The following is a 12,343-nucleotide window of genomic DNA, read 5'->3' on the forward strand; positions in this document are numbered from 1 at the left end:
CTTTGGTAATTTCTTGGTGAATATTATCTCAGGCCTTATTGCATATAGCTTCTTGCCCAAGAAACCTAGCATCAAATATCAAACCGTTAAAACAAATCAACTAGTTATGTTTTAATCGAACTCAGGTTATAACTAAGATTGTTTTCTTTTGAAATCAGTACCTTAGAAATAAAATAAGCGTTCATGATTGTCCATAACTTAGGTGAAGAAAACTCAGTTCTTAATCAATTTATTTACGAAATTCGAGATACGCATGTCCAAAAGGATTCCATGCGCTTTCGGCGTAACATAGAACGAATAGGCGAGGTGTTGGGGTATGAGCTCAGTAAAAAATTAAACTATAGCTCAAAAATTGTAGCAACACCGCTGGGTAATAAAAAAATGGGATTGGTCCAAGATAATTTGGTGGTTTGTTCCATATTAAGGGCTGGACTACCTTTGCATCAGGGACTTTTGAATTTCTTTGATAGTGCGGAAAATGGTTTTATTTCTGCCTATCGCAAACATGAAGCAGATAAAGACGAATTTGAGGTAATTGTCAACTATTTAGCTGCTCCTTCATTACAGGGGAATATATTGATACTTACCGACCCAATGTTAGCTACAGGCAAAACATTAGAAAACGTTTTAAAGGCATTACAGCCTTACGGAGTTCCGTTACAGATTCATATAGTCACCGTAATAGGTGCAGAACAAGGGATTAAACATATTGAATATATATTTCCAGATAATACGCATTTGTGGATCGCAGCTATAGATACGGAGTTGACTTCCCGTGGTTATATTATTCCAGGAATTGGCGATGCCGGTGATTTAGCATTTGGGAATAAATTATAATCAACCTTAGCTCTTACTTTTAGAGCGTTTCACCCATTTTACCAATTCATACCAGAGTACAGAGGCCCCTCCAACTAAAAAAGATATTCCTAACTGATGAATAGATAGACTTTCAAATTCAAAAAAGTGGGTAAAAGGGGGTACATAAAGTAACACTAGAGAAAGTAGTAGTGTAATGCCAATAATTAAGGGAACCAAGGGATTCTTGTATTTTAAGGTGGTAAAAATTGAATAATAAAAGGAACGGTTGGTTAATGTTAAAAAGATATTGGCGAAAATTAACACCATAAAAATCATGGTTCGGGTGATAGGTTCAGTATAACCTAGCGCAACTGTATATTGATAGAGCAATAGTGCGCCTAATGTTATAACGAATCCTTGTAAAACACTTGTTGATAGTTCTTTATAGTTGAAAAAAGAAGTTGAAAAAGGTCTAGGATTTTTAAGCATCATATTCTTTTCAATGGGTTCATTTTCAAAAATGATAGAACAGGTAGGCCCCATAATTAATTCTAATAAGATGACATGGGACGGTGAAAATATATTAGGATAGATCCAACGTAAAGCAAGCGGTATAAATACGGTAAGAATAATAGGAATATGAATTGATATAATGTACTGTATCGCTTTTTTTAAATTGGTGTAAATTTTCCTTCCCATTGCAATTGCATCGACCATTTTGGAAAGATCATCATCGACCAAAATTAATGATGCTGCCTGTTTTGCTATCTCCGTACCCTTTCTACCCATTGCAATCCCAATATGAGAAGCTTTAAGAGCTGGTCCATCATTAACACCATCACCTGTCATGGCAACCACTTCATTGTTTTTTTTTAGTGCATTGACAATCCGTAATTTGGCTTCAGGAAACATTCTCGAAAATACATTGATGCTTTTTACCTTTTGCTCCAATTCGGCATCTGTCAATTGCATTAATTCATCACCGGACATACACTTTTCATATCCCAAAAAATTAATTTGCTTTGCTATAGCCATTGCGGTAGCAGCATTGTCACCAGTCACCAATTTCACTTGAATGCCAGCTTTTTCAAAATCTCGGAGTACTTGAGGTATATTTTCTTTTGGAGGGTCATAGAATGCAACAATTCCTTTAAAATCAAATTTAAAATCTTGCTGCTGCACAGGGTAATCGTTTCCAGTAAATACTGCTTTACCAACTGCAAGTAAACGATAGCCGTCCTTACCCAAATTGGTAAGTGTCTCTTGTAGTATTTTAATTTCTGATTGTTCAAGATTTGATACGGCGATTATAGCCTCAGGAGCTCCTTTTGCGGCTATGATGAGGTCTCCTTTTGCATTTTTAAATAGATGGGTCATCATAGGCGGTTTACCACCCAACGGATATTCATGAACCATTTTATAGTGTGGTCGTTCATCCTCAAGGGTCATTTTGCCATAGGTGTTGTGTAAGGCGACTTCCATCGGGTCAAAGGGAATAGGTTCACTGGCCCACATAGCTAAGGTAATCAGCTCTTTTTCAATGGGATTTAAATTTTCGTTGGCAGACATTATCTGTCCCGTTTCTAAGGTAAATAGCTTTGCAAGTGCCATCTTGTTTTGTGTAATGGTACCGGTTTTGTCCGTACAGATGACCGTTGCACTACCCAAGGTTTCTACAGTCTTCATTTGCTTTACAACAATCCCCATTTTCATAAGCCGCCAAGCCCCTAACGCCATAAATGTGGTAAAGGCTACAGGGATTTCCTCGGGCAGAATACTCATAGCTAAGGTTAATGCCTTTAAAAGACTATCCAGTAAAAGTGCGGAACGTAGGTAGTTGATTCCCCATACCAATAAAAAAATGAAGCCTCCCCAGATGGACATTAATTTTACGAAATTTGAAATTTGTAACTCCAGAGGAGTTTTTTCTTCGCTAATGCTTTCTAGACTTTTTCCAATTTCCCCCAGCTTTGTAAGGTTGCCAATTTTGAAGATTATGGCAATGGCCAATCCACTGGCAACCGTAGTGCCTGCATAAATGGTGTTCTCGGTCTTTTTTGAGTCTTTATAAATGGAAAGCGATTCACCGGTTAAAATAGATTCATCTACAGAAAAATCATTGGAATGTACAATGGTACCATCGGCAGAGATAATGCTTCCCTCTTCCGCCATAAGATAATCGCCTACTACCAATTCTTCACTATCGATATTTATTACAGTACCATCACGTATTACTTTGCTTTTCGGGTGTGTAAGATTTTTTAGATTTTCAAGCGCTTTCCTACTCCTAGAATCTTGGTATAGCGAAATAGATCCAACAAGAATAATTGCAGAGGCTAAGAAAATACCATCCCCCCAATTACCGGTAATAAAATAAATAGCTGAGGCTATTAACAGTAATAATACCATGGGCTCTTTGGCGATACTCTTAAGGGCATCTAAAAAGCTATTTTCCTTTTTGTAGTTAAAGGTGTTTGCACCATGCTTTTCACGTGAGGTAATTGCTTCTTCTTCCGTAAGGCCAAAAATTCCGAAATCGGAAGGACTAATCATAAACTTTAATTAACATGCCTCTTATTGGCATTAGATTGCTAGTTGTATGTACTAAAGTATTCCAAAACCTTCTGATAAGAACTGATATTTATCATTTTATTTTCACCAATAAGGGTGCACTTTTATAAAATAAAAAATACGTAAAATTTAAAATTATGAAAGAAGCTATTAATGATAATAGAAAAATAAATGATGTTCAAATAATCATGAAAAAAACCTATTCTAGTTTAGTGTCTTTTAAGATGGAGGGTAACCAAAAATCATTTAATACCGAACTATTAAAAGTTTTGCCTACTATTTATAGGTATGTGGCTAAAAGATTAAATAGCGCAGTAGCGAATGGGAAATTGAATAAAGATATGTTTAATCCGAATGATTTTACGGATCAATTATTTATTGAAGTATATGATCATATTGATAAAATTGAAAACGAGAATGGACTGCATACTTTTCTCTTTAAAAAAGTAGATGAATTATTAGAGGATAGTTTGATAGAAGAGGAATTTGATCACGTTTTTTTTGATAATATAGATTTGTATTCCAAACCAGAATGGGATGCAATGGAAGAAAATTATAGTAGGGATGGTGACGGCGATTTCGTAATGATAGAAGAATTGGATGATAGTTCGTATGATAAGGGAAATTATACGCTTAATCATGTATTTATCACAGACGAAGAAAAGCAACTCGCAGAAAAACTAGATGCATCTTTGAATAAAGAACGTATTGATCGTCATATGCAGTTAGTGCTCAATAAGATGGCCATACCTATGAGAACAGTTTTTCACCTAGCAACAAATGAAGGGTTTACTGTGAAAGAAATAGCAAGCATTCGTGAGATTACACTTGCTGAGGTTGAAGATATGTTGGTAGCTGCAAGAAAAATGCTTCGAGATAGTTTTGAAAAACGATTTTTAGTCGAAAGTAACTAGGCTAAGTGCGGCTAATACTATTCAGAATTATTTTTTAATATAGTGTCATAAAAATCAATACGAATTAAAAATGCACATATAATATTTTCGGTCCTATTGAATTAGCACGATTGATTGTATTGCCAATTTTAATTCGTATTTATCTATTATAACGGTAGTGAAACTCTGTTTATTAATGAGTAGCGCTTCTCGATTTACCGGTTAGTTCAGAGATGTTAATACGAAATACAATAGGAGAATCTTTAGCATCGTTCTTAGCGGAAAATTCACTTATATGTTTTGGATTTCCACCTGTTTTAGTATGAATAATATTTTTAACACCTTCAGCAAATTTACGCAACATGTGTTTGGCATCTATTCTTGAAAGTTCTTCAAATGTACCATGTGCCAAAACCGATTTCCAATTTGAAACTGAAGTTATTTCATCGACCGCTAAACAAACAGCTATATTTTTTCGCATTTCCTTTATTTTATGACCTTCAGAAGAATAGCTTATAATAGTTTTAGTTTCAGGGTCATAGTAGTAAGTTAACGGTACAATGTGAGGAAACCCGCTTGAAATATAGGCTATACGCCCAATATAATTTTGTTCAAGTAATTCGATACACTCATTTTTATCTAAATTAATTCTCATGTCGATGCCCTATTTAATAATTCCTGAAATTTAGTTATCATGAAAATAATGGCAAATGATATTGGTCAGTTACCATATAATCAACAGGTTTAATATTTATAACTGTAGTAGAAAGGAGCGGACTTAAATTTTATAAAACTGAACTACGTAGGGCTTAGCAAAATCTATAAAGAAGTACCATATTTTTAAATTTTTCTCAAAAAGTACTGATTTAGTTATATTTTAAGTAAAGGTTAACATAATTGTTACAAATCACTGTCTATTTTTAGATATCCATAATTAAGATTGATAAATAAGTGAAATAGGATTAAAAAAGACTCTAATTAGTATTAGCTGTTTTTACAGGAACTAGAACTAAATTAAACAAGTTTTATGAATTGAAGTAGTATGATTTTGATGGTAATTTAAATTGATAATAATCGAAATTAAAGATTCATAATCACCTCATAAAAGGTATTGTTTAGGATGTAAGTAATTACATTATACCTTAAATAACCAATTTAAAACGAATAGATGAAAAGAAGAGATTTTGTACAGTACGCCGGTTTGGGTGCCGGAGCATTGATGATGCCATCATTATTGCTAGGTAAAGACATCCCAACAGAGGCTTTACTCGAACCGGGTATGGATGCATTGGTGAAAAAGAGAATGGCAGATGTAGCATTGAATACTGCTAAATCAATGGGAGCCACCTATGCCGATGCAAGAATTGGCAGGTATCTTAACCAGTATGTTTTTACCCGAGAAGATAAAGTTCAAAATGTGGTAAATACAGAATCTTTTGGAATCGGTATTCGAGTCATTGCAAATGGAACATGGGGTTTTGCTTCTACCAATAGTGTCACCGAAGATGGTATTCAAAAAGCTACGGAACAAGCAGTGGCTATTGCAAAAGCGAATTCAAAAATACAAACGGATCCAGTTCAACTTGCTCCTGTAAATGCATATGGTGAGGTCTCTTGGAAAACACCTATCAAAAAGGATTTTAAGGAAGTTCCTGTTTCAGAAAAAGTAGATTTATTATTGAGTGCAAATGCTGCAGCTTTAGATAATGGAGCCGATTATGTCAACTCGGCCTTATTTATGGTGAATGAGCAAAAATATTTTGCTTCGACCGACGGTTCTTATATTGATCAAGATATACACCGTTTATGGCCAACGTTCAGGGTAACTGCAATAGATAAGGCGGCAGGTAACTTTAAGACTAGAGAGAACATGAGTGCGCCTGTAGGAATGGGATATGAATATATGGACGGTCTAGAATCTGAAAAGTTAGATGGCCCTGCGGGTTTACGTCTGTATAGAAATAGCTATGATATGGTAGAAGATGCCACTATCGCAGCAAAACAGGCCAAAGAAAAATTGACTGCGAAGTCTGTTGATGCCGGTAAATATGATTTAGTTCTAGAACCTAACCATTTAGGACTGACAATTCACGAATCAGTAGGACATCCACTTGAATTGGATCGTGTTTTAGGGTATGAGGCCAATTATGCAGGTACAAGTTTTGCTACTTTGGATAAATTAAAATCAGGAACGTTTAAATACGGTAGTGATGTCGTCAACCTTGTGGCCGATAAGACACAAGTTGGTTCTTTAGGTGCAGTAGGGTATGATGATGAGGGAGTTAAAACTAAAAAGTGGGATTTGGTACGAAATGGCACTTTGACCAATTTCCAAGCCATACGAGATCAAGTTCATATGATTGATCAAAATGAATCACATGGTTGTTGTTATGCCCAAAGTTGGGATGATGTACAGTTTCAACGTATGCCTAATGTTTCTTTAGAACCAGGGAAAGATAAGTACTCTATTTCCGAGATGATTAAAGATGTGGAGAAGGGAATTTATATTGCAGGTCGAGGCTCTTATTCCATTGATCAGCAGCGCTATAATTTCCAATTTGGAGGAACAGTATTCTACGAAATAAAGAATGGGGAGATTGTGGGTATGTTAGAAGACGTAGCCTACCAATCCAATACACAAGAATTTTGGAATTCTTGTGTTAAGATATGTGACGAAAGTGATTATCGTTTGTTTGGAACTTTCTTTGATGGTAAAGGTCAACCTTCACAGTCTAGTGCGGTATCGCACGGTAGTTCTACAACTAGGTTTAATGATGTAAACGTAATTAACACAGGTAGAACCGTTTAATTAGGGTTTATTTAAAAAATAGAACAACAATGGCAATATATACAAAAGAAGAAGCAAGAAAAATTTTGGAAAAGGCCTTAAGCTTTTCCAAGGCCGATACCTGTGAGATAAACCTAAGTGGAACGAACAGCGGAAACATCAGGTATGCAAGAAACACGGTATCCACCTCTGGGTACAGTTCTAATCAAAGTTTGGCAGTTCAGGCCAGTTTTGGAAAAAAATCGGGTACGGCAACCATAGATGAATTTGATGACGCCTCGCTAGAAAAAGTAGTAAGAAGAGCCGAAGAATTAGCAAATCTATCTCCTGAGAATCCTGAATTTATGGAACCTTTAGGGCCGCAAATGTATGATGAATCAATTAGTTATAGTGAAGCAACGGCAAACATAACACCTGAATATAGGGCTGAGGTAGCTAAAAGTGGTATTGAGCCGGCAGCGGCACAAGATGTTACCGCAGCGGGGTTTTTTAACGACTCTGCCGGTTTTAGTGCAATGATTAATTCAAAAGGACTTTTTGCATATAATAAATCTACAGATACTGATTTCACGGTTACCATGAGAACCAATGATGGAACAGGGTCGGGTTGGGTTTCTAGAGATTTTAACGATGTAACTAAGTTTGATGCGAGTGCAGCATCGAAAACGGCTATTGAAAAGGCTGTTTTATCAAGAGAGGCCAAGGCTATTGAACCTGGTAAATACACGGTTATTTTAGAACCCGCAGCAGCATCCGATTTGTTGCGTAATATGTTTGGGTCTTTAGATGCACGATCTGCCGATGAAGGTAGAAGTTTTATGTCTGCTGCAGATGGGGCGAATAAATTAGGTCAGAAGATTGTAGATGAACGTGTGAATATTTGGTCTGACCCATTAAACCCTGAAGTACCAACATCAACATGGAACGGAGAGGGGCAACCCTTAAAGAAAACATCGTGGTTAGAAAATGGGGTGGTTAAAAATTTGGCTTATGATCGTTTTTGGGCAAAAGAAAAAGGTGTAGATCCTGTTCCTTTTCCATCAAATGTAATTATGGCCGGTGGAGATCAAAGTTTAGAGGAACTGATTAAAGGCACTAAAAAAGGTATTTTAGTGACACGTTTATGGTATATACGTAGCGTAGACCCACAGACTTTGTTGTATACAGGATTAACAAGAGATGGAACTTTTTATATAGAAAACGGACAGATTAAATATCCTGTGAAGAATTTCAGGTTTAATGAGAGTCCTATTATCATGCTTAATAATTTGGAAACCCTTGGAAAACAAGTACGTATCGATGGAAATCTAATTCCGTACATGAAGATTCGCGATTTCACGTTTACGAGTCTTTCCGATGCGGTATAAAGGATAAAATCGAAATTTAAACTGGTTGTTTGTGATGAATCACGACAGCCAGTTTTCTTTTATAATTAATTAAGTTACCACTCTATTGAGCAACGAATTTTTCTTTACCAGATTACAGTATGAGTCCGGCGATTGGGATGTAGATCAGCGTATGCCTTCAAATCTATTGAATTCTTTGGTTGAGTATACTACGTTAAAAGTAGATACCCAAGAGAAAATAATCAGCTTGGCAAGTGATGATATTTTTAAAAGCCCGTTCTGCTATATTTCCGGTCATAAACTGGTTGAGTTTACTAAAAAGGAAAAAGAGAATTTTGAGAAGTATGTCCGTAATGGCGGTTTTGTTTTTGCCGATGATTGCAACCACGATATTGATGGATTATTTGCAAAATCATTTGAACGCCAAATGGAAGAAATATTTGGGCCAGAACCTTTTATAAAACTACCTAACGACCATGAGTTATATTCAATTTTTTTCGATTTTGAAGATGGTCCACCTACCACTTCACAAGAATTAAATGGTTGGGGAGATGACCTGGTTCACGAATACCTTAAAGCAATTGAAGTAAACGGTAGGGTTGGGGTGCTTTATAGTAACAAGGATTATGGTTGCGAGTGGGATTACGATTTTAGAAACAAACGTTGGTACAAAATAGACAATACACGGTTTGGGGTTAACATTGTCTTGTATGCCCTCACATCATAAACACATTTGAATGGATAAAGAATTACAACGAATTGCGGATGAAGTAGCATTACTTTCCAATAAATTAAAAGCCTTAAAGCAAGAAATAGGTAAGGTGATTATTGGGCAAGATGAAACCGTTTCTCAATTACTGATTGCATTTTTAGCTGGTGGGCACGCATTATTGGAAGGAGTGCCTGGATTGGCAAAAACCTTAATGATTAGAACGCTGGCAAATGCAATCGATTTAAAATTCAAGCGTATACAATTTACGCCAGATTTAATGCCTTCGGATATTATAGGGACTGAAATTTTGGAGGAAGATCACACAACCGGTAAAAAGTACTTTAAGTTTAACAAGGGCCCTATTTTTTCTAATATCATCTTAGCGGATGAAATAAACCGTACACCACCTAAGACACAAGCTGCCCTATTGGAAGCAATGCAAGAATTTGAAGTTACTTATGGTGACAAAACCTATCCTTTAGACAAACCTTTCTTTATTCTGGCCACACAGAATCCAATAGAGCAATCAGGAACTTTTGTACTGCCCGAAGCACAACAAGATCGATTTTTACTGTACATCAGAATTGGCTATCCCACGAAATTAGAAGAAGAAACAATTTTAAAGGCTACCACAGGTACGATAAAGAAACAACTCAATAAGGTTATTTCTGGTGAGGATATTATCAGGTTGCAACAATTGGTTCGAGAGGTTTCGATTAGTGATGCCCTGATCAGTTTTGTAAGTGATGTGATACGTGCGACAAGGCCAGAAACGACTACTGATTCGTATGTTAAAGATTGGGTAGAATGGGGAGCAGGACCACGAGCAGGTCAAGCAATGATCTTAACGGCGAAGGCTAATGCATTGTTAGAAGGCAGATTAGCAGTCACTTTGCAAGATTTAAAAAGTGTTGCGCTACCAGTGCTTCGTCATAGGGTTCTAGTTAATTTCAGGGCAGAGGCAGAAGGGATAACCTCAGATAATGTTGCAATCCATTTGTTGAATGCCATTGAGATAAAAGGCAAATAAATGGCGAAACAGGAGTATCACGATTTATTAAAACCAGAGGTAATTAACACAGTTTCCGGATTATCATTGATATCACGGATTGTTGTTGAGGGATTTACATCTGGCCTAAATAGAAGTGTGAGTGTAGGTCCTGGTATGGAGTTTAGCCAATATAGGGGTTATGAACCTGGTGATGATTTACGGCTTTTAGATTGGAAAATGTTGGCGCGTTCCGGTAGGTACTACATCAAGCAATCAGAAATAGAAAGTCAGGTTACTATTAAATTCATAGTTGATGCAAGTGCATCAATGTTACATACAGAAGAAGCATTGTCTAAAATGGACTATGTTCGTGTTCTAGTCGCAATATTAGCTTATATGGCTCATAAGCAAGGAGATTCCGTTGGGTTGTTTGCGTTAAACGAGAGCAATTTAGTACGTATTTATCCTAAGGCCGATAAAAAACATTACAACAGATTATTATTAGAATTGATTAATCTTTCTAATAAAGGTAAATGGCCTGAATCTCATGTAGCTTCAAAAAGAATACCCACCCGAGGAACCAAGGAGTTGATTTTTTTCTTGACAGATATGTACGAAAGTAACACTGAAATTTCAAGTTTTATTAAGGGATTAAAATCCTCCAGAAATGAAGTTGTTGTTCTGCAGATTATGGGTTCTGCAGAAATGGATTTTAGTTATGGTCCGAACATGACTTTTGAAGATTGGGAAACGGGAGCAAGAGTAAAGGTAGATACCGAAAAAGCAAAAAACCAATACCTGTTGGCCATGGATAATAGGTTGAAAAAGGTCAAGGAAGAATTATTATCGAAAGGAATCGATCACCACGTCTTTCGTATGGATGCGCATTTGGGTGAAGCGCTACAGATATTTTTAAAACAACGCAAAAAGATAAACTAGTATGTCGTTTATACATCCTACTTATTTGTGGACGCTATTGGGACTTTTAGTTCCAATAGTTATCCATTTATGGAGTAAGAAGGAGGCGAAAACGATTAAAATTGGGAGTATTCAGCTATTATCTGAATCGAATTCGAAACAGTCGAGTAGTATTCAGTTAAATGAGTGGTTGTTATTACTATTGCGGTTGCTCATACTAATGCTTGTAACTCTTGTATTGGCGAAACCACAATGGCAATCGAAAGTTAAGAATACTGAACTAACCTATATCGTAGAACCATCTCTGGCACAGAATGAAGATTTTATGGCTCGTCTTGGCGGTATCGTTAATGAAAATGAAATACGACTATTGGAGAAAGGATTTCCTATTTGGGAAGTTAATTCAAACGATGTACTAATGGATAATATTCCGAATTACTGGGCATTGGCATCAGAAATGGATGCTTTACATACAGATAGTATTCTAGTTTTTACCAAGGGGTATTCAAAAGGGTTGAAGGGGGCGAGACCACAAACAAATCATCATATTAATTGGATTGTTTTAGATTCAGCTGGTGTTAGAGAAAAACCGCTAATAGCCTATCAAAAACAGGAGGGAATTCAATTATTTTCTGCGGTTAGTACTTCGAATCGTTCATCGATTTCTAGTGATAACATTACCCTTGATAATGAAAATATTTCTTTGAATTCACAAGGAGATAGTCTTTTAGTAACGAAATTAAAGAATAGTTTTAAAGTGCCTGTAGTTAACCAAAGTCAGATAGAAGTCTCCCTTTTTTATACCGATAACTTAAGTAATGATAAAATTTATATTGAAGCTGCTTTTTCGGCATTATCGAAGTATTTGGATAGGAAGATAAAGGTGTATAGCAAGTCGGATAGTTTGATGATTGAAACTAAGGAAACGGATTTGACCATTTGGTTAAGCGAAAAATCGATGCCGAATTCCTTTCAAAAATTACTATTATTCAAGGAAGATTCAATGGCACAATCACTAATTGAACCAGGCTTGAGTGATGAGGTATTTTATTTAACCAATCGAATTACTTCTGAAAATGCGGTTTCACAACGATTAACAGAAAATTTACTACATATTTTAGATGTACATAAAGAGGTGAATGCATTGTTGGAAAAACAAGATTTCCGTACAATAGCGGGAGCTGATTTACAGACTAATTATAAGATAGATTCCAAACAAAAGATACAATTAGCAAGTTGGAATCTTAGTCCCTACCTATGGGCTGTACTTTTTGCGTTGCTTTTAATTGAACGCTTTGTAGCCTATAAAAGAAAACAGTAATGGTA

The 12,343-nt window shown here is 36.1% G+C and carries 10 protein-coding genes; 8 read left to right on the forward strand and 2 right to left on the reverse strand.

All coding sequences use genetic code 11. The annotated features are described in order from the left end of the window. Positions 1-183: 183 nt before the first annotated feature. Positions 184-837 (forward strand): uracil phosphoribosyltransferase, encoded by a 654-nt coding sequence (upp, locus tag ES765_RS19005; RefSeq protein WP_138115926.1) that lies wholly within the window; start codon positions 184-186, stop codon positions 835-837. Positions 838-843: 6 nt separating this feature from the next. Here the strand turns inward: upp and ES765_RS19010 are convergent, their stop codons facing one another. Continuing rightward, positions 844-3,351: a cation-translocating P-type ATPase gene (locus ES765_RS19010; RefSeq protein ID WP_138115927.1), complete on the reverse strand. Its 2,508-nt coding sequence runs from the start codon at positions 3,349-3,351 to the stop codon at positions 844-846. A 155-nt stretch (positions 3,352-3,506) separates the two neighbouring features. Between ES765_RS19010 and ES765_RS19015 the strand changes: the two genes are divergently transcribed. After that, a complete protein-coding gene (locus tag ES765_RS19015) occupies positions 3,507-4,283 on the forward strand; it encodes a sigma-70 family RNA polymerase sigma factor (RefSeq protein WP_138115928.1) in 777 nt (258 codons plus the stop codon). 172 nt (positions 4,284-4,455) lie between these two features. Here the strand turns inward: ES765_RS19015 and ES765_RS19020 are convergent, their stop codons facing one another. Next, positions 4,456-4,917 carry a pyridoxamine 5'-phosphate oxidase family protein gene (locus ES765_RS19020; protein WP_138115929.1) on the reverse strand — a complete coding sequence of 154 codons (462 nt, stop codon included), beginning with the start codon at positions 4,915-4,917 and terminating at the stop codon, positions 4,456-4,458. Between the two features lie 513 nt (positions 4,918-5,430). Between ES765_RS19020 and ES765_RS19025 the strand changes: the two genes are divergently transcribed. From ES765_RS19025 to ES765_RS19050, 6 genes are all read left to right on the forward strand, one after another. After that, positions 5,431-7,071: a TldD/PmbA family protein gene (locus ES765_RS19025; protein WP_138115930.1), complete on the forward strand. Its 1,641-nt coding sequence runs from the start codon at positions 5,431-5,433 to the stop codon at positions 7,069-7,071. A 29-nt stretch (positions 7,072-7,100) separates the two neighbouring features. Beyond that, positions 7,101-8,417 carry a TldD/PmbA family protein gene (locus tag ES765_RS19030; RefSeq protein ID WP_138115931.1) on the forward strand — a complete coding sequence of 439 codons (1,317 nt, stop codon included), beginning with the start codon at positions 7,101-7,103 and terminating at the stop codon, positions 8,415-8,417. An 85-nt stretch (positions 8,418-8,502) separates the two neighbouring features. Further along, positions 8,503-9,123 carry a DUF4159 domain-containing protein gene (locus ES765_RS19035; protein ID WP_138115932.1) on the forward strand — a complete coding sequence of 207 codons (621 nt, stop codon included), beginning with the start codon at positions 8,503-8,505 and terminating at the stop codon, positions 9,121-9,123. Positions 9,124-9,133: 10 nt separating this feature from the next. Next, the gene (locus tag ES765_RS19040) at positions 9,134-10,138 is read left to right on the forward strand and encodes an AAA family ATPase (protein WP_138115933.1); all 1,005 of its coding nucleotides are present in this window, start codon (positions 9,134-9,136) and stop codon (positions 10,136-10,138) included. After that, a complete protein-coding gene (locus ES765_RS19045) occupies positions 10,139-11,038 on the forward strand; it encodes a DUF58 domain-containing protein (RefSeq protein WP_138115934.1) in 900 nt (299 codons plus the stop codon). A 1-nt stretch (position 11,039) separates the two neighbouring features. Next, positions 11,040-12,338 (forward strand): BatA domain-containing protein, encoded by a 1,299-nt coding sequence (locus tag ES765_RS19050; protein ID WP_138115935.1) that lies wholly within the window; start codon positions 11,040-11,042, stop codon positions 12,336-12,338. Positions 12,339-12,343: the final 5 nt, after the last annotated feature.

This window comes from Maribacter sp. ACAM166, from assembly GCF_005771495.1.
In the GTDB taxonomy this organism is placed as follows: Bacteria; Bacteroidota; Bacteroidia; order Flavobacteriales; family Flavobacteriaceae; genus Maribacter.

Bases quoted from the DNA above. Each gene is read 5' to 3' on its own strand.
- upp (WP_138115926.1), top strand. From the start codon at position 184: ATGATTGTCCATAACTTAGGTGAAGAAAACTCAGTTCTTAATCAATTT.
- ES765_RS19010 (WP_138115927.1), bottom strand. From the start codon at position 3,351: ATGATTAGTCCTTCCGATTTCGGAATTTTTGGCCTTACGGAAGAAGAA.
- ES765_RS19015 (WP_138115928.1), top strand. From the start codon at position 3,507: ATGAAAGAAGCTATTAATGATAATAGAAAAATAAATGATGTTCAAATA.
- ES765_RS19020 (WP_138115929.1), bottom strand. From the start codon at position 4,917: ATGAGAATTAATTTAGATAAAAATGAGTGTATCGAATTACTTGAACAA.
- ES765_RS19025 (WP_138115930.1), top strand. From the start codon at position 5,431: ATGAAAAGAAGAGATTTTGTACAGTACGCCGGTTTGGGTGCCGGAGCA.
- ES765_RS19030 (WP_138115931.1), top strand. From the start codon at position 7,101: ATGGCAATATATACAAAAGAAGAAGCAAGAAAAATTTTGGAAAAGGCC.
- ES765_RS19040 (WP_138115933.1), top strand. From the start codon at position 9,134: ATGGATAAAGAATTACAACGAATTGCGGATGAAGTAGCATTACTTTCC.
- ES765_RS19045 (WP_138115934.1), top strand. From the start codon at position 10,139: ATGGCGAAACAGGAGTATCACGATTTATTAAAACCAGAGGTAATTAAC.
- ES765_RS19050 (WP_138115935.1), top strand. From the start codon at position 11,040: ATGTCGTTTATACATCCTACTTATTTGTGGACGCTATTGGGACTTTTA.